Origin of the sequence: Pseudomonas sp. ENNP23 (assembly GCF_001728945.1) — a bacterium.
GTDB classification, from domain to species: Bacteria; Pseudomonadota; Gammaproteobacteria; order Pseudomonadales; family Pseudomonadaceae; genus Metapseudomonas; species Metapseudomonas otitidis.
In genome coordinates, this window is record NZ_LYSP01000001.1 from 148,688 (window position 1) to 166,892 (window position 18,205).

At 66.8% G+C, this 18,205-nt stretch carries 14 protein-coding genes; 11 read left to right on the plus strand and 3 right to left on the minus strand.

Annotated features, from left to right (window positions below):
• Nucleotides 1-29: 29 nt before the first annotated feature.
• From dgcB to A9G05_RS00625, 4 genes are read left to right on the plus strand one after another with little or no spacing between them, the layout of a single operon-like run.
• Complete coding sequence (dgcB, locus tag A9G05_RS00610; RefSeq protein ID WP_069559132.1) at nt 30-1,988, plus strand: dimethylglycine demethylation protein DgcB; 1,959 nt, start codon at nt 30-32, stop codon at nt 1,986-1,988.
• 37 nt (nt 1,989-2,025) lie between these two features.
• A complete protein-coding gene (locus A9G05_RS00615; RefSeq protein WP_069559133.1) occupies nt 2,026-3,258 on the plus strand; it encodes an electron transfer flavoprotein subunit alpha/FixB family protein in 1,233 nt (410 codons plus the stop codon).
• Nucleotides 3,248-4,027 (plus strand): electron transfer flavoprotein subunit beta, encoded by a 780-nt coding sequence (locus A9G05_RS00620; RefSeq protein WP_069559134.1) that lies wholly within the window; start codon nt 3,248-3,250, stop codon nt 4,025-4,027. The genes A9G05_RS00615 and A9G05_RS00620 overlap by 11 nt, the downstream gene beginning before the upstream one ends.
• Nucleotides 4,028-4,052: 25 nt before the next feature.
• Nucleotides 4,053-4,298 carry a hypothetical protein gene (locus tag A9G05_RS00625; protein ID WP_044409219.1) on the plus strand — a complete coding sequence of 82 codons (246 nt, stop codon included), beginning with the start codon at nt 4,053-4,055 and terminating at the stop codon, nt 4,296-4,298.
• 793 nt (nt 4,299-5,091) lie between these two features.
• On the opposite strand, the gene A9G05_RS00630 is transcribed toward A9G05_RS00625, so the two are convergent.
• Entirely contained in the window at nt 5,092-6,186 is a 1,095-nt protein-coding gene (locus A9G05_RS00630; RefSeq protein WP_069559135.1) for a GlxA family transcriptional regulator, read from the minus strand.
• Between the two features lie 417 nt (nt 6,187-6,603).
• Nucleotides 6,604-7,980 carry an L-serine ammonia-lyase gene (locus tag A9G05_RS00635; protein ID WP_069559136.1) on the minus strand — a complete coding sequence of 459 codons (1,377 nt, stop codon included), beginning with the start codon at nt 7,978-7,980 and terminating at the stop codon, nt 6,604-6,606.
• Nucleotides 7,981-8,243: 263 nt separating this feature from the next.
• On the opposite strand from A9G05_RS00635, the gene A9G05_RS00640 reads away from it, so the two are divergent.
• The 6 genes from A9G05_RS00640 to betI all read left to right on the plus strand — a co-directional run bounded on the left by A9G05_RS00640 (nt 8,244) and on the right by betI (nt 14,713).
• On the plus strand, nt 8,244-9,182 hold the full coding sequence (locus A9G05_RS00640) for a choline ABC transporter substrate-binding protein (RefSeq protein WP_069559137.1): 939 nt from the start codon (nt 8,244-8,246) through the stop codon (nt 9,180-9,182).
• Nucleotides 9,183-9,851: 669 nt separating this feature from the next.
• Complete coding sequence (locus A9G05_RS00645; protein WP_069559138.1) at nt 9,852-11,048, plus strand: glycine betaine/L-proline ABC transporter ATP-binding protein; 1,197 nt, start codon at nt 9,852-9,854, stop codon at nt 11,046-11,048.
• A gap of 1 nt (nt 11,049) precedes the next feature.
• On the plus strand, nt 11,050-11,946 hold the full coding sequence (locus A9G05_RS00650; protein WP_069559139.1) for a proline/glycine betaine ABC transporter permease: 897 nt from the start codon (nt 11,050-11,052) through the stop codon (nt 11,944-11,946).
• 35 nt (nt 11,947-11,981) lie between these two features.
• Nucleotides 11,982-12,926: a choline ABC transporter substrate-binding protein gene (locus A9G05_RS00655; RefSeq protein ID WP_069559140.1), complete on the plus strand. Its 945-nt coding sequence runs from the start codon at nt 11,982-11,984 to the stop codon at nt 12,924-12,926.
• Nucleotides 12,927-13,047: 121 nt separating this feature from the next.
• On the plus strand, nt 13,048-13,905 hold the full coding sequence (locus A9G05_RS00660; protein WP_069559141.1) for a glycine betaine ABC transporter substrate-binding protein: 858 nt from the start codon (nt 13,048-13,050) through the stop codon (nt 13,903-13,905).
• 217 nt (nt 13,906-14,122) lie between these two features.
• Nucleotides 14,123-14,713, plus strand: a complete 591-nt coding sequence (gene betI, locus A9G05_RS00665) for a transcriptional regulator BetI (RefSeq protein ID WP_069559142.1) — start codon at nt 14,123-14,125, stop codon at nt 14,711-14,713.
• A 91-nt stretch (nt 14,714-14,804) separates the two neighbouring features.
• Here the strand turns inward: betI and A9G05_RS00670 are convergent, their stop codons facing one another.
• The gene (locus A9G05_RS00670) at nt 14,805-16,340 is read right to left on the minus strand and encodes a BCCT family transporter (protein WP_069559239.1); all 1,536 of its coding nucleotides are present in this window, start codon (nt 16,338-16,340) and stop codon (nt 14,805-14,807) included.
• A gap of 363 nt (nt 16,341-16,703) precedes the next feature.
• Here A9G05_RS00670 and betB point away from each other — a divergent pair, with 363 nt between their 5' ends.
• Complete coding sequence (gene betB, locus A9G05_RS00675) at nt 16,704-18,176, plus strand: betaine-aldehyde dehydrogenase (protein ID WP_044409245.1); 1,473 nt, start codon at nt 16,704-16,706, stop codon at nt 18,174-18,176.
• Nucleotides 18,177-18,205: the final 29 nt, after the last annotated feature.

The following is an 18,205-nucleotide window of genomic DNA, read 5'->3' on the forward strand; positions in this document are numbered from 1 at the left end:
GTTCACCCGGTCCCGTAGGGAGACCAGCAATGCTGAACACGATTCTTCCCCTCCTGCTCTTCACCGCCCTCGGCCTGGCCGTGCTCGGCGCCGCGAAGCGCTTCCTCATGTGGCGCCGGGGCCGCCCGTCGCAGGTCGACTGGCTCGTCGGGCTGATGAAGATGCCGCGCCGCTACCTGGTGGACCTGCACCATGTGGTCGAGCGCGACAAATACATGTCCAGGACCCACGTCGCCACCGCCGGTGGCTTCGTCCTGGCGGCGCTGCTGGCGATCCTGGTGCATGGCTTCGGCCTGCACAGCCGCATCCTCGGCTTCGCCCTGCTGGCGGCCACGGCGCTGATGTTCGTCGGCGCCCTGTTCGTCGCCAGGCGCCGGCGCAACCCGCCGGCGCGGCTGTCCAAGGGCCCATGGATGCGCCTGCCGAAAAGCCTGCTGATGTTCGCCGCGAGCTTCTTCATCGCCACCCTGCCGGTGGCCGGCATCCTCCCGGCCGGCTTCGGCGGCTGGTTCCTCGCGGCCATCCTCGCCGTGGGCGTGGCCTGGGGCGTGTCCGAGCTGTTCTTCGGCATGACCTGGGGCGGGCCGATGAAGCACGCCTTCGCCGGGGCCCTGCACCTGGCCTGGCACCGCCGCGCCGAACGCTTCGGTGGCGGCCGCTCCACCGGTCTCAAGGCCCTGGACCTGACCGACCCGAGCGCCCCGCTGGGCGTGGAGAAACCCACCGACTTCACCTGGAACCAGTTGCTCGGTTTCGACGCCTGCGTGCAGTGCGGAAAGTGCGAAGCCATGTGCCCGGCCTTCGCCGCCGGCCAGCCGCTGAACCCGAAGAAGCTGATCCAGGACATGGTCATCGGCCTGGCCGGCGGCAACGACGCCTCCTTCGCCGGCAGCCCATACCCTGGCAAGGCCCTGGGTGAGCACAGCGGCGGCCCGCACCAGCCCATCGTGTCCCTGGAAGGCAAGGCCCTGGTGGATGCCGATACGCTGTGGTCCTGCACCACCTGCCGCGCCTGCGTCGAGGAGTGCCCGATGATGATCGAGCACGTCGACGCCATCGTCGACATGCGCCGCCACCTGACCCTGGAGAAGGGCGCCACCCCGAACAAGGGTGCCGAGGTGCTGGAAAACCTCATCGCCACCGACAACCCCGGCGGCTTCGCCCCCGGCGGGCGGCTCAACTGGGCGGCCGACCTGAACCTGCCGCTGATGAGCGACAGGCAGCAGGCGGACGTGCTGTTCTGGGTCGGCGACGGTGCCTTCGACATGCGCAACCAGCGCACCCTGCGCGCCTTCGTGAAAGTGCTCAAGGCCGCCAACGTTGACTTCGCCGTGCTCGGCCTGGAAGAGCGCGACAGCGGCGACGTGGCCCGGCGCCTGGGTGACGAGGCCACCTTCCAGACCCTCGCCAGGCGCAACATCGCCACCCTGGCCAAGTACCGCTTCAAGCGCATCGTCAGCTGCGACCCCCACAGCTTCCACGTGCTGAAGAACGAGTACGGCGCCCTCGGCGGTCATTACGACGTCCTGCACCACAGCACCTTCATCGACGAGCTGGTGCGTGCCGGCGCGCTGAACCTCGGCCAGAGCAAGGCCGGCAGCGTGACCTACCACGACCCCTGCTACCTCGGCCGCTACAACGGCGAGTACGAAGCGCCGCGTGCCGTGCTCAAGGCCATCGGCATCGAGGTGAAGGAAATGCAACGCTCCGGCTTCCGCTCCCGCTGCTGCGGCGGCGGCGGCGGCGCGCCGATCACCGACATCCCCGGCAAGCAGCGGATTCCCGACATGCGCATGGTGGACATAAAGGAAACCGGCGCCGAACTGGTGGCCGTCGGTTGCCCGCAGTGCACCGCGATGCTCGAAGGCGTGGTCGCCCCGCGCCCGGAGATCAAGGACATCGCCGAACTGGTGGCCGACGTGCTCATCGAGGCCCCGGCCGAGGTGAAGAAACCGGCCGCCGCCAAAGCGTCCATGGAGGTGGCGTGATGGCCATCGACCGCCTCCCCCGCCTGGAGACCCGAGCATGAGCGACATCATCCGCCGCGACCCACGCGCCGAGTGGATCGCCCGCAACCGCCTGCACCCGCTGCACGGCCTGCTGCAGACCCAGGGCCAGGCCAGCTGGATGGGCCCCAACGGCGTGCTGCGCAAGAACCCCCATGTGGCCGCCGCCGGCTTCATCGGCCCCAACGGCGTCAAGCGCATCGACCGCAGCGGCGCCCAGCAGGGCACCGCCGGCAAGCGCAGCAGCGCGCCCGAGGTGGTGCAACTGCCGCTGTTGGTCATCGAACAACCGGCCTTCCACGTCTGCGTGGTGCCCGACATGGTCGGCGGCCGCCTATCCAGCCACGACAAGGACCTGCTCGGCCTGGCCCGCAAGCTGGCCGGCAGTGACGGCGCCGTGGTGGCCGTGGTGTTCGGCGAGGACAAGGAAAACGCCTTCGACACCGCTGGCGTCGACCGCCTGCTGCGCATCCCCGGTGAAGCCTTCGACGGCTACTCGCCGGAAGCGCGGGTGCTGGCCCTGAGCGCCGTGGAAAGCCAGTTGGCGCCGCGCCACTGGCTGCTGCCCGACAGCCGCACCGGTGGCGGCGAGCTGGGCCGGCGCCTGGCCGCCAAGCTCGGCGAGCGCCCCGCCACCCGCGTCTGGCAGGTGGCCGACCAGCAGGCCACGGGCCGGGCCGGTGCCGGCCGTGAAGACCTGGTGCGGCGCCTGCCGCGCCTGGTGCTGGCTGCCGCCGAATGCGCCGAGCCGGTCAGCGAGACCCGCCACGAGGCCCGCGCCCTGGAACTCACCCACGCCATCGCCCACAGCCTGCCGCGCCTCGAAGACCTCGGCCCGGTGGCCGTGGACCCGGCGCAGATCCCCATGGCCGAAGCGGAGTTCATCCTCTCCGGCGGCAACGGCGTGAAGGACTGGGACCTGTTCCACCAGGCTGCCCGCGAGCTGGGGGCCACCGAAGGCGCCTCCCGCGTGGCGGTGGACGACGGCCACATGCCGCGCAACCGCCAGGTCGGCGCCACCGGCACCTGGGTCACCGCGCGGGTCTACCTGGCGGTGGGCATCTCCGGGGCCATCCAGCACCTGCAGGGCATCGGCGCCTGCGACAAGGTGGTGGCGGTGAACATGGACCCGGGCTGCGACATGATCAAACGCGCCGATCTCTCGGTGATCGGCGACTCCGGCGCCATCCTCGCCGCGCTCATCGAGCGGGTACGGCAATACCGTCAGGGAGGGGCACGCGATGCCGCATGACGCACTGAAGATCGTCAGCCTCGTCTCGGTCGGCGCCCACCCGACCTCCGGCCGTCCGCGCCGCGCCGACCAGGACGCCCGCGCGGTGGAACTGGGCCTGCGCCTGGCCGGCCCGCAGTTGCGGGTGGTGCACGCTGGCGACCCCCGGGAAGACGCCCTGCGCAGCTACCTGGGCATGGGCCTGACGGAGCTGGTGGTGCTGGAGCAGGGCCCGCGTGACGACGCCCTGCCGACCCTCGGCGACTTCATCCAGCACAGCGGCGCGCAACTGGTGCTCACCGGCAGCCAGGCGGAAACCGGCGAAGGCTCGGGCATGCTCCCCTACCTGCTGGCCGAACGCCTCGGCTGGCCGCTGGTGGTGGGCCTGGCCGAAGTGGAGCAGGTGGACAACGGCGTCGCCCAGGTGCTGCAAGCCCTGCCCCGTGGCCAGCGGCGCCGGCTGAAGGTGCGCCTGCCGTTCCTCGCCAGCGTCGACAACGCCGCCCCGACCGCACGGCAGAGCGCCTACGGCCCGGCGCGTCGCGGACAGCTAAGTGCCGAAGACGTGGACGTGGTAGAAGACGAGCTGTTCGCCGACAGCCAGCTGCAACCCGCCCGCCCGCGCCCCAAGCGCCTCAAGGTGATCAAGGCCAAGACCGGTGCCGAGCGCATGAAGGCGGCGACGGCCAAGGCCTCCGGTGGCGGCGGCCAGGTCCTCAAGGATCTTTCGCCAGAAGCGGGTGCCGAGGCTATCTTCAAACTGCTGCAGGAAGAGGGCGTGCTGCGCTGACGCAGCACCAGGAGGAGATACCGACATGATGCATGCCGATCTGATCGACCAGGATGACTTCCGCGACCGGCTGGTTGCACTGGGCCTCAGCATTCCGCCGGGGGTGAGCGCCGAACAGGCGTGCGAACACGCCGTCAGCGGCCTCAGCCCGGAACGCGCCACTGCCCTGCGGCGGCTGGTGGAGGAACTGCTGGGCGGCAACGCCACCCTGCTGCCCCAGGTGCGCGAAGCCATCTCCCGCACACTGCTCCCGGCCCTGGTGCCGCGCTGATTGCCCCGTAACGACGAAGGGCGCCGCTGGCGCCCTTTTTCATGCCCAAGCAAAACCGTCGCCCGCCGGCACGGGGCTACGGAGTGATGGGGCATCGGCATCGTCCGCCTGGCATCGATGGGCTTCGCACAGCTCAGCCCATCCTACGTCCGCCTCCGCCACCTCCATCGCATGCGACCGTAGGATGCGGTGAGCTTGGCGAACCGCGTCAAATCCCACCGCGCCCACAAGCCGGCGCCAGCCCGTGGGAGCGGTTTCAACCGCGAAAGGTCCGGCACCCAAACCCCAGGCAAACCCACGTAGCCCGGACTTCAGTCCGGGGCTGGACAGGGTGCCCCGGTGAGGAGCCTTCGCGAGCAGAGCTCGCTCCTACGGGCGGGTTTCAGGCCGTAGGGGGGATGGCGCTTTTTCCATCCACCAATGGCGTTCGCCGGCACCCCCATGGTGGACCGATGAAGCGCGGTCCACCCTACGTCTCTGCCACCCCATCGCATGTGACCGTAGGATGCGGTGAGCTCGGCGAACCGCATCGAATCCCACCGCGCCCACAAGCCGGCACCAGCCCGTGGGAGCGGTTTCAACCGCGAAAGGTCCGGCACCCAAACCCCAGGCAAACCCACGTAGCCCGGACTTCAGTCCGGGAGTGAGCAGGGTGCGCAGGGGAAGAGCCTTCGCGAGCAGAGCTCGCTCCTGAGGGCAGGTGCTCGCCGGAGAAATTCCCGGGCTGAAGCCCGGGCTACGAGGACTACGGAGACGTTTTGGGGAACGGGGCCGCTGGGCGGCCCCGGGTGGGTTACAGGCGAACGCTGGCGAAGGTGGATTCGCTCTGCGCGCGGCTGAGGGCGACGCCGGCGGTGGAGGGGCGGCGCAGGTCTTCCGGCAGCGGAACCAGGGCGACGACGTTGGCGTTCTGGCCGGCGCGCTCGTCACGCGGCGGGATGCCGAAGTACTCGCGGTAGCACTTGGAGAAGTGCGGGGTGGAGACGAAGCCGCACACCGAGGCCACTTCGATGATGGACATGGCGGTCTGCTTCAGCAGCTGACGCGCACGGATCAGACGCAGCTTGAGGTAGTAGCGCGACGGCGAGCAGTGCAGGTACTTCTGGAACAGGCGCTCGAGCTGGCGACGAGAGACGTCGACGTAGCAGGCCAGTTCGTCCAGGTCGATGGGCTCTTCGAGGTTGGCCTCCATCAGTGCGACGATTTCCTGCAGCTTCGGCTGGTTGGTGCCGAGCATGTGCTTGAGGGGCACGCGCTGGTGGTCCTGCTCGTTGCGGATGCGCTCGTAGATGAACATCTCGGAGATCGCCGCCGCCAGCTCGCGGCCGTGCTCGCGACCGATGAGGTGCAGCATCATGTCCATCGGCGCGGTGCCGCCGGATGAGGTGTTGCGGTTGCGGTCGATGGAGAACAGGCGGGTGGTCACGGCGGCACGGGGGAAGGCTTCCTGCATGGCCGCCAGGCATTCCCAGTGCACGCTGCAGTCGAACCCGTCCAGCAGCCCGGCCTTGGCCAGCGCCCAGCTACCGGTGCACACGGCGCCCAATTGGCGGCCCTGGCGGGACTGCACCTGCAGCCAGTGCAGGTGTTCACGGGTCACGCTGTGCTGGATGTCCACCCCGCCACAGACGATCACCGCATCCAGCGCCGGGGCGTTCTCCAGGCTGGCGTCGGGGGTGATCTGCAGGCCGTCGCTGGCGCTGACCGGCTTGCCGTCCTGGCTGAGGGTGTACCAGCGGTACAGCTCCTTGCCGGAAAGCTGGTTGGCCATGCGCAGCGGCTCAACCGCCGAGGCCAGGGAGATCAGGGTGAAGTTGTCCAGCAGCAGGAAGCCGATGGTTTGGGGGACGCGGTTCTGTGGCTGGGAGCCGGTGGTGGACTGTGACATCTGCGAAACCCTCACGCTAAAACACGCTCTGAACCTTCATTGCGAGGTTCTCTTTTTATTGGTTCTGGTACGCGACTGACCCAGATGACTGCAGCCGATTGAACGCAAAGGTCATGCCTAAATTGTTCGGCCATTCAATAAAAACGCCCAGCCCCATCCAAACCCCATGCCAGCGGGGCTAGGCGAGAGCGACAGAAACATTCTGATAGCGACCGCCAGGCCGCGTGGTTCCTGGTGCCTGGGGTGTTCGGTAGCACTGCATGGGAGGGTTGCTGTCACCCCCGCTACATCCGGGAATGTGAGCCGTAACAGACAAACGACGCAAAATATGACCAATCAGTCAGAAACCCGTACAACACCTCTCGGGCGCGACGCACCAAAAGGTAGCGGCACGCCCGGGACCGGGGCGCGGGCGAATCAGCACTCGATGGCGCTGACGGCCAGGCCGCCGCGGGAGGTTTCCTTGTACTTGTCGTGCATGTCGGCGCCGGTGTCGCGCATGGTGCGGATCACCCGGTCGAGGGAGATGAAGTGCTCGCCATCGCCACGCAGGGCCATCTGCGCGGCGTTGATGGCCTTCACCGCGGCGATGGCGTTGCGTTCGATGCAGGGCACCTGCACCAGGCCGCCGACCGGGTCGCAGGTGAGGCCGAGGTTGTGCTCCAGGGCGATTTCGGCAGCGTTCTCCAACTGCCCCGGCGTGGCCCCGAGCACTTCGGCCAGGCCGGCGGCGGCCATGGCACAGGCGGAGCCGACCTCGCCCTGGCAACCCACTTCGGCACCGGAGATGGAGGCGTTCTTCTTGCAGAGGATGCCGACGGCGGCGGCACCCAGGAAGTACGCCACCACGTCGTCATCGGAGGCCTCGGGGTTGAAGCGCATGTAGTAGTGCAGCACGGCGGGGACGATGCCGGCGGCACCGTTGGTGGGCGCGGTGACCATGCGCCCACCGGCGGCGTTCTCTTCGTTCACCGCCAGGGCGTAAAGGTTGACCCACTCCATGGCGCTCATGGTGGAGCCGATGACATTGGGCTTGCCCAGGTCCAGCAGGCTGCGGTGCAGGCGCGCGGCCCGGCGGCGCACGTTGAGGCCGCCGGGCAGCACGCCCTCGTGGCGCAGGCCGTTCTCCACGCACTCACGCATGGCCGCCCAGAGGCGCAGCAGTCCGCTGCGGATCGCCTCGTCGCCGCGCCAGGCGCGCTCGTTGGCCATCATCAGCTCGGACACGCGCAGGCCGTGGCGCTGACAGAGCTGCAGCAGTTCGGCGCCGCTGGAGAAGTCATAGGGCAGCGCGGTGGTGTCCTGGTCGAGGCGGCCGGAGGCGGCCTGCTCGGCGTCCACCACGAAGCCACCCCCGACGGAGTAATAGGTGTCACGGTGCAGCTCGCTGTGTTCGTCGAGGGCCACCAGGGTCATGGCATTGGGGTGGTAGGGCAGGTTCTCGTCCAGCAGGCGCATGTCCCGCGACCAGACGAAAGGCACCGGCAGGCGACCGTCCAGCAGCAGTTCGTTGCGTTCCATCAGCGTAGCGATGCGCGGGGCGATGAGCTGCGGGTCGATCTGGTCGGGCCATTCCCCCATCAGCCCCATGATCACCGCGCGGTCGGTGCCGTGCCCGACGCCGGTGGCGGACAGCGAGCCGTAGAGGTTCACCTCCAGGCGGCGCACACGCTCCAGCAGGTGGCGCTCGCGCAGGGCGCCGACGAACAGCGCGGCCGCGCGCATGGGCCCGACGGTGTGGGAACTGGAAGGGCCGATACCGATCTTGAACAGGTCGAACACGCTGATGGCCACGGGACTCTCCGCTGACTGGGTTGCATCGCGCACATCATCGGCATTTCCGTGAGCGGCGAACGTCCCACACCGACTTGCTCGTGTCCGAATGCGCCGCCGGGCCGACCGGTCGGTCGAGCGAAAAACGACAGCGACGTCCTGCTTGCGACCTGCTTCGTAGAAAGCGGCGCGTCTGCGGCGCCATGATCCAGGCCCCCGCAGCGGCCAGCAGCGCATCGTTCGCCACGCGGGTTTCCCATCCGAAACACCCTGTGGATAAGACCATGAGCCCTAGAAAAACCTGGGGCCTGGCCGCAGCGCTGTGCTTTCCGCTGCTGGCCCAGGCCGCCGATCCGGAGTCCTGCTCCACCGTTCGCTTCGCCGATGTCGGCTGGACCGACATCACCGTCACCACCGCCGTGACCCGCTACGTGCTCACCGAGCTGGGCTACAACACCCAGGTCAAGCGCCTGTCCGTGCCCGACACCTACAAGGCCATGGCGGACAGGAAGATCGATGTGTTCCTCGGCAACTGGATGCCGAGCATGGAGAACGACATCGCCCCCTACCGCGAGAAAGGCAGCGTCGACACCCTGGGTGCCAACCTGGAAGGTGCCAAGTACACCCTGGCGGTGAACAAGGCGGCGTGGGACGGCGGATTGAAGGACTTTTCCGACCTGGCGCGCTTTCGCAAGGAGCTGGGCGGCAAGATCTACGGCATCGAGCCGGGCAACGACGGCAACAAGCTGATCGGCCGCATGATCAGCGAGAACGCCTTCGGCATCGGTGACTTCCAACTGGTGGAATCCAGCGAGAGCAGCATGCTGGCCCAGGTGAAGCGCGCCGAGCACCTCAAGCAGTGGGTGGTGTTCCTCGGCTGGGAGCCGCACCCGATGAACAACGCCTTCGAGATGCAGTACCTGGCCGGCGGCGACGCTTACTTCGGCCCCAACTTCGGCGGTGCCACCGTCTACACCAACACCCGCGCGGGGCTGGCCAGGGAGTGCCCGAACCTCGGGCGCCTGCTGAAGAACCTGCGCTTCTCCCTGGCCATGGAGAACCACCTGATGGGCGCGGTGCTCAACCAGAGCACCAACCGTCGCCGCGAGGCCAAGGCCTGGCTGAAGGAGAACCCCGCCGACCTGGCGCGCTGGCTCGAAGGCGTCACCACCCGCGACGGAAAACCGGCAGACCCCACCCTCCACCTGGCCGCCGAACCCTGATTGTCGGCGCGCCTTCCATTCCACCGCAGCCCCCGGCGGCCCTGGCCTGCAGCCCACACAAGGGCTGCAGGCCAGGCACCGCGCGGGTTCCAGCGGTCGCGCGGGGCAAAAACTTTCTGTTAAGGTTTTTCGCCATTGGCGGATGTCGTCGCCCAACACGTCAGGGTCGTAAACCGACAATTGCCGGTATGCCGAGGCTATATCGTTGAGACAGCCGATTTCGTCGCTGCCACGCTCCCAGGGAGGTGCGGCAGACCGGGGCCCTCCGCCCCGGACCGAAGAACACAAAGCGGCCACGCCCTCCTGACGGGATGCGGCCCTACAAGAAATTTCGGATGTACGCGCACCTCCGGTCGAGGTGTGGAATGACCCAGGGATCGGGTCACGTAGCACTGCCAGAGGGTGTGGAAAGCGGTTTGCAACTCAGCGCAACGAAGGACAGGAACTCGAGGAATCGATCAGGCGTCCATGCCCTGCGGGGTGAGGGTGGCTGTCTGAGTCCGTGGGCACCCGGTCGTCGGCTAGACGTCGCACAGCCTCCCTGCCAGGCCCTGGAACCAGTAAACCCACACAGGCAAGAACAGTCGACAGCACCTGGCGCCGCGCCCTGGATGGGAGCCCGCGAGCCCGTGTGTCCGACAAGGATGCCTACCGAAGGGGAATGATCCCATGCAGTCTGGAAAAATCGTGGTCCAGAACCTCTACAAGGTTTTCGGCCAGCAGCCACAAGAAGCCATCGACCTGCTCAAGCAAGGCTGGAGCAAGGAACGGATTCTCGCTGAACGTGGCGCGGTGATCGGCGTCAGCGACGTCTCGTTCAGCGTCGAAGAGGGCGAGATCTTCGTCCTCATGGGCCTGTCGGGCTCCGGCAAGTCCACCCTGATCCGCCTCATCAACCGTCTGATCGAACCGACCGCGGGCGACGTCTTCATCGACGGCCAGAACGTGGCCAAGCTACCCAAGGCGCAATTGATCGACCTGCGTCGCCGCGACATGAGCATGGTGTTCCAGTCCTTCGCCCTGATGCCCTCGCGCACCGTGCTGGACAACGCCGCCTTCGGCCTGGAAGTGGCCGGCAAGAGCAAGAAGGAGCGCGAGCGTCGCGCCATGGAAGTGCTGGAGCAGGTGGGCCTGGCGCCCTTCGCCCACAAGTACCCCCACGAACTCTCCGGCGGCATGCAGCAGCGCGTGGGCCTCGCCCGCGCCCTGGCGGTGGACCCGTCGATGATCATCATGGACGAGGCCTTCTCGGCCCTCGACCCGCTCAAGCGCCGCGAGATGCAGGACGTGCTGCTGGAGCTGCAGAAGACCCACCGCCGCACCATCATCTTCGTCTCCCACGACATCGAGGAAGCCATGCGCATCGGTTCGCGCATCGGCATCATGGAAGGCGGCAAGCTGATCCAGGTCGGCACCCCGCAGGAACTGATCGAGAAGCCCGCCAACGACTACGTGCGCAATTTCTTCGACACCGTCGACACCAGCCGCTACCTCACCGCCGGCCAGCTCAAGGCCGACAGCGTCCCGCTCTACGTGCACAACGGCAAGGCACCCGATGCGTTGCAGGTGTGCCGCGAACTGCAGGCGATGGACAAGCACTACGCCTTCATCGTCGACGAGGACAACCGCTTCCGCGGCTCCATCAGCCTGGAGAAGATCGCCCTGCTGGTGGAGGACGGTCGCTCCCGCAGCCTCGAACCGGACCTGCTCAAGCAGATCGTGCCGGTGCCCGAGGACCTGCCACTGGAGCAGGTGATCGAGCGCCTGGTAGACAACGAAGGCCCCATCCCGGTCATCGACCAGGCGGGCCACTATGCCGGGGCGATCAGCAAGGGTCGCCTGCTGAGCCGGCTGCAGGGGGTGTGAGATGAGCGAGAAACTGGATCTGGGCAGTTGGGTCAACGACGTCGTCCAGCACCTGCTGGAAAACTACGGCGGCGCCTTCGAGAACCTGGGCGCGGTGGTCAGCGGCTTCTCCGAGCTGATCGAGCGCTTCCTGATGTGGCCCCCGGCCTGGCTGCTGATCGCCGTGTTCGTCGGCCTCGGACTCTGGCGCATCGGTGTGAAGTTTGCGCTGTTCACCGCCGCCTCGCTGGTGCTGATCGTGCTCACCGGCTTCTGGGAACAGACCGTGGTCACCCTCGGCCTGACCTTCTCCTCCACCCTGATCAGCCTGCTGCTGGGCATCCCGCTGGGCATCTGGGCTGCCAAGAGCGAGCGCGTGGCCATCATCATCCGGCCGATCCTCGACTTCATGCAGACCATGCCGGCGTTCGTCTACCTGATTCCCGCCGCCATGCTCTTCGGCCTCGGCCGCGTGCCGGGGATCATCGCCACGGTGATCTTCGCCATGCCCCCGGCAGTGCGCCTGACCAGCCTCGGCATCCGCCAGGTGAACAAGGAAATCGTCGAAGCAGGCCAATCCTTCGGCTGCACCAGCTGGCAACTGCTATACAAGGTGCAGCTTCCCAACGCGATGCCGTCGATCATGGCCGGGGTCAACCAGACCATCATGATGGCGCTGTCGATGGTGATCATCGCCTCGATGGTCGGTGCCGGCGGCCTGGGCAACGACGTTCTCGCCAGCATCCAGCGCCTGGACATCGGCCTGGGCTTCGAGAGCGGCATGGCCGTGGTACTGCTGGCGATCATCCTCGACCGCATCACCGAGAGTTTCGGCACCCCGCGCGCCCAGGGCCGCACCAGCCTGTTCGGCTGGCTCAGCGCTCGGGCACGACTGCAGCGCCAGGTGAAGCCGTCCTAAGAAACGCCAATCAACGAGTACCAGGGGAGTTGCTGATGAAGAACATGAAGAAGATGGCGGGCATCGGCCTGCTGACCTGTGCGCTGATGCAAGGCGCCTGGGCCGGCGAACCGGAAAGCTGCAAACAGGTACGTTTCGCGGAAATCGGCTGGGCGGACATCTCCGCCACCACCGGCGTAGCCATGGTGCTGACCGAGGGCCTGGGCTACAACCCGCGCAAGATCATGGCCTCGGTGCCGATCGCCTTCACCGGCGTGAAGAACAAGCAGATCGATGCGTTCCTGGGCTACTGGGCCCCGTCGATGGATGCGGTGATCGAGCCTTTCACCAAGGACAACGGCGTGAAGGTGCTGCCGACCGCCAACCTCGAAGGCGCCAAGTACACCCTGGCCGTACCCACCTACGCGGCCGAGGCCGGCCTGAAGAGCTTCCAGGACATCGCCAAGTTCAAAGACCAGCTGGGGGGCAAGATCTACGGCATCGAGCCGGGCAACGACGGCAACCTGCTGATCGACAGGATGATCAAGAGCAACCAGTTCGAGCTGGGCGGCTTCCGCATGGTCGAGTCCTCCGAGGCGGGCATGCTGGTGCAGGTACAACGCGCCATCAAGAAGAAGGAGCCGGTGGTCTTCCTCGGCTGGGCCCCGCACCCGATGAACACCCAGTTCGACATCACCTACCTCTCCGGTGGCGATGACGTGTTCGGCCCCGACTACGGCGCAGCCAAGGTCTACACCGTGGTACCGCCGGACTACGAGGCGCGCTGCAGCAACGTCGGCAAGCTGCTGAACAACCTGCAGTTCACCGTCGAGATGGAAAGCCAGCTGATGGAGAACATCCTGAAGAAGGAAGACCCGATGAAGGTCGCCACCACCTGGCTCAAAGCCAACCCCGCCGCGCTCGACAAGTGGCTCGACGGCGTCACCACCTTCGACGGTCAGGACGGCGCCGCCGCCGTCAAGAAGCACCTCGGTCTCTGACTTCCCTTTCCGCCACCGTGGCTGCCCGGCCACGGTGCGCGGACTCGCCAAGCCCGCCCAAGAACGGGTTCAGGCCTCCAACGTAGCACTGCTGCCAATCCCACCTGATGGAGCAATACGTATGCGAAAGCTGAAGTCCCTGTGTCTGCAATCCGTCGGCATCGCCGCCCTGGCCCTTGGCCTCGGCACGGCCCATGCCGCTGACAAACCCACCCTGAAGATCGGCTATGTCAACGGCTGGGACGACAGCGTCGCCGCCACCCATGTTGCCGGCGAGATCCTCAAGGAGCGGCTCGGCTACAGCGTCGACCTCAAACCGGTCGAGCCCGCCATCATGTGGCAGGGCGTGGCCCGGGGTGACCTGGACGCCACCCTCTCGGCCTGGCTGCCGGCCACACACGGCGAGTACTACGAGAAGCTCAAGGACAAGGTGGTCGTCCTCGGTTCCAACTACAAAGGGGCCAAGATCGGCCTGATCGTGCCGGACTACGTCCAGGCCAGATCCATCGAAGACCTGAACACCTACAAGGCCGATTTCGACGGCAAGATCACCGGGATCGACGCCGGTGCCGGCGTGATGCGCCGCACCGAAGACGCGATCAAGCAATACAACCTGGACATCAAGCTGATGCCCAGCTCCGGCCCGGCCATGGCCACCGCCCTGACCCGCGCCGAGAAGGCGCAGAAGCCCATCGTGGTGACCGGCTGGATTCCCCACTGGATGTTCGCCAAGTGGAAACTGCGTTTCCTGGAAGACCCGAAGAAAGTCTTCGGCGATGACGAGCACGTCGACACCGTGGCCAACCCGGGCCTGGAAGCCAAGGCGGCCGATGCCACCGCCTTCCTGAAGAAATTCTCCTGGAGCGGCGAGGAAGTCGGTGCCGTGATGCTGGCCATCCGCGAAGGCGCCAAACCGGAAGACGCCGCCAAGGCCTGGATCGCCAAGAACCCGCAGCGCGTGGAGGAGTGGCTGAAGTAAGCCGCGCCACGCTCGCCCAAGCCCCCGCCGGCCCTGCCGTCGGGGGCTTTTTCATGGGCCGTGCCCCAGCGCCTGGATGCCCTGCAGGGCAAAACCGCCCCATCACCGGGCACCTCGGCCCCTACCCGCCTGCGACGACAACGCTGATTGATCAATCAATTAATTACGCCCTAGACTCCGCCTTCCCGATACCCACACAAAATGGTGGAAATCCCCGATGCCCAAGGTCGGAATGCAGCCGATCCGCCGCTCGCAACTGATCCATGCCACCCTCGAGGCCGTCGACAAGGTCGGCATGGCCGACGCCAGCATCGCCTACATCGCGCGCCTCGCCGGCGTCTCCAACGGCATCATCAGCCACTACTTCAAGGACAAGAACGGCCTGCTCGAGGCCACCATGCGCCACCTGATGCAGGCGCTCAGCACCGCCGTGCGCGAGCGCCGCGCCGCCCTGGTGGACGGCAGCCCACGCGCCCACCTGCGGGCCATCATCGAAGGCAACTTCGACGACAGCCAGGTCAACGGCCCGGCCATGAAGACCTGGCTGGCCTTCTGGGCCGCCAGCATGCACCACCCCTCCCTGCGCCGCCTGCAGCGGGTCAACGATCACCGCCTCTACTCCAACCTCTGCTGCGAGCTGCGCAGGGTGCTGGACGTCCAGACCGCTCGCGCGGCCGCCCGCGGCCTGGCAGCACTGATCGACGGACTGTGGCTGCGCAGTGCCCTCTCCGGCGAAGCCGACACCCGGCAGTCCCTGCACATCGCCTACGACTACCTGGACCAGCAACTGGCCAAGGCCGCTCGCTGATCCGTGGTGCTCCGTCCCCCATCGACACGCCACCCGCCTGAAACGAAAACGCCCCGGGGTTTCCCCCAGGGCGTTTTGCATGGCAGGCCGATCAGACCGGGCCGGGCACCGATACCGGCGAGCGGCGTTCCAGCGACTCGCCGTCAAGGTCGGCGCGCATCGCCTTGAGCAAGGCGAACATGTACAGCAGCAGCACCACCGAGAACGGCAGCCCCGCCAGCACCACCACCGTCTGCATGGCGGTGAAGTTGCCGGCGAACAGCAGGCCGATGGTCACCAGGGTGATCACCACGGACCAGAAGATGCGCAGCCAGTTCGGCGCGTCCTCGTCCAGCTCGCCACCCTTGCGGGACAGGTTGGCCAGCATCACCGAGCCGGAGTCGGCCGGGGTGAGGAACAGCACGAAGCCCACGCAGATGGACAGGCCGATCACCACCTTGGCCATCGGGTAATGCTCCAGCAGCAGGTAGATGGACATGGACGGCTGCTCCAGCGCGGCCTTGCCCAGCTCCACGGCGTTCTGCTGCATCACCAGGTCCAGCGCGCTGTTGCCGAACACCGACAGCCAGGCCAGGGTGAAGCCCAGCGGGATCAGCATTACGCCGCACACCAGCTCACGGGCAGTACGCCCACGGGAGATACGGGCGATGAACATGCCGACGAAGGGCGCCCAGGAAATCCACCAGGCCCAGTAGAACAGGGTCCACAGGCCCATCCAGGCTTCGCTCTTGCCGCTCTGGCCGGTGTAGACATAGAGGTCGAAGGTCTTCAGCACTAGGCCGTTGAGGTAGTCGCCCAGGTTCTGCACCAGGCTGTTGAGCAGGTGCAGGGTATTGCCCGCCAGCAGCACGAACAGCAGCAGGCCGCTGAACAGGATGATGTTCAGGTTGGACAGCCGGCGGATGCCCTTCTCGATGCCCGACACGGCGGCCAGGGTCGCCACCAGGCTCATCACCAGGATCACCGCCAGCAGCGCGGTCTGGCTGTGGGGGTAGCCGAACAGGTACTCCAGGCCGGAGGAAACCTGCAGCGAGCCGATGCCCAGGTTGGTCACCAGGCCCAGCAGGGTGACGAAGATGCCGAAGCAGTCCACCGCATTGCCCACCGAACCCTTCATCAGGCGTTCGCCGAACAGCGGGTAGAGTGCCGAGCGCAACGCCAGCGGCTGGTTGTGGCGGTAGGCGAAGTAGCCGACCGCCAGGCCCACCAGCGCATAGATCGCCCAACCGTGCACGCCCCAGTGGAGGAAGGTCAGTTGCAACGCCTGGCGCGCGGCGTGCTGGGTGCCCGCCTCGCCTTCCGGCGGGTTGTAGAGGTGGTCCAGCGGTTCGGACGCCGCGAAGTACAGCAGCGAGATGCCGATGCCCGAGGAGAACAGCATCCCCGCCCAGGCGCCGTAGCTGAAGTCGGGACGCTCGCCGTCCGCCCCCAGGCGCAGGTTGCCGTAGCGGGAGAAGGCCACGTAGAGCACGAAGAACAGGTAGGCACCGATCGCCAGCATGTAGTACCAGCCGAAGCTGCGGGACAGCCAGGCCTGGGCCTTGCCGAGCCACAGGCCGGCCTGTTCGGGGAAGAGAATCAGCACGAGGGTGAGCAGCAGGATCGACACCGTCGATCCGAAGAACACCACGGGATTCAGCCGCGGCTGCACACCGTGGCCGGGGTGGGAAGAGGCGGTACTCATGGACAGCAGAGCTCCAAGGCAGTTAAGGCACGCGCCTGTCGGCGCAACCACAGACCCGCGCCGCCCTGCCCGACCCGCTCATGAACCCCGGCGAAGCCTCTGCATTGCGGCCTGGACAGGGTGCGGCGAACTGCCGCACATCGGTCCATGCCGCGCAGCTTATTCTTTGTTGTTTGAACGTTCAATAAAAATAAAGTAGGCTCGTTTTCACCCTGATCGGGCGGCCCTTTGCCGTCCTGGAATCACGAGAAAGGGGTGCACAAAGGCACCCCGCCTTGCGTAACGAGACCTGAGAGGACGATCCCCATGGCCCGATTCGAAGAACAGAAGCTCTACATCGGCGGTCGCTACGTCGAAGCCACCAGCGGCGCCACCTTCGAAACCATCAACCCCGCCAATGGCGAAGTCCTGGCCAACGTCCAGCGCGCCAGCAAGGACGACGTCGAGCGCGCCGTCGCCAGTGCCGTCGAGGGCCAGAAGGTCTGGGCCGCCATGACCGCCATGCAGCGTTCGCGCATCCTGCGCCGTGCCGTGGACATCCTGCGCGAGCGCAACGATGAGCTGGCCGCGCTGGAAACCCTCGACACCGGCAAGCCACTGGCCGAGACCCAGGCAGTGGACATCGTCACCGGCGCCGACGTGATCGAGTACTACGCCGGCCTGATCCCCGCCCTGGAAGGCGAGCAGATCCCCCTGCGCGAAACCAGCTTCGTCTACACCCGCCGCGAGCCGCTCGGCGTGGTCGCCGGCATCGGCGCCTGGAACTACCCGATCCAGATCGCCATGTGGAAATCCGCCCCGGCCCTGGCCGCCGGCAACGCCATGATCTTCAAGCCCAGCGAAGTCACCCCGCTGACCGCCCTCAAGCTGGCCGAGATCTACACCGAAGCCGGGGTGCCGGATGGCGTGTTCAACGTCCTCACCGGCAGCGGCCGTGAAGTCGGCCAGTGGCTGACCGAGCACCCGCTGATCGAGAAGATTTCCTTCACCGGCGGCACCTCCACCGGCAAGAAGGTCATGGCCAGCGCCTCCAGCTCCTCGCTGAAGGAAGTGACCATGGAACTGGGCGGCAAGTCGCCGCTGATCATCTTCGACGACGCCGACCTTGACCGCGCCGCCGACATCGCCGTCATGGCCAACTTCTTCAGCTCCGGCCAGGTCTGCACCAACGGCACCCGCGTGTTCGTGCCCAAATCCCTGGCTGCAGCCTTCGAAGCCAAGGTGGTCGAGCGCGTCAAGCGCATCCGCCTGGGCAACCCGGAGCAGGCCAGCACCAACTTCGGCCCGCTGACCAGCTTCGCCCACATGGAAAGCGTGCTCGGCTACATCGAGGCCGGCCGCAAGGAAGGCGCACGCCTGGTGATCGGCGGTGAGCGTGTGACCGAAGGCGAGTTCGCCAAGGGCGCCTATGTGGCCGCCACCGTGTTCGCCGACTGCACCGACGACATGACCATCGTCCGCGAGGAAATCTTCGGCCCGGTGATGAGCATCCTCACCTACGAAACCGAAGACGAAGTGATCCGCCGCGCCAACGACACCGACTACGGCCTGGCCGCCGGCGTCGTCACCCGCGACCTGGCCCGCGCCCACCGTGTGATCCACAAGCTGGAAGCCGGCATCTGCTGGATCAACACCTGGGGCGAATCCCCCGCCGAGATGCCGGTGGGTGGCTACAAGCAATCCGGCGTCGGCCGCGAGAACGGCATCACCACCCTGGCCCACTACACCCGCATCAAGTCCGTGCAGGTGGAGCTCGGCGACTACGCCTCGGTGTTCTGAGCCCAGCCCCCGCAAGCCTCAAGCGACTC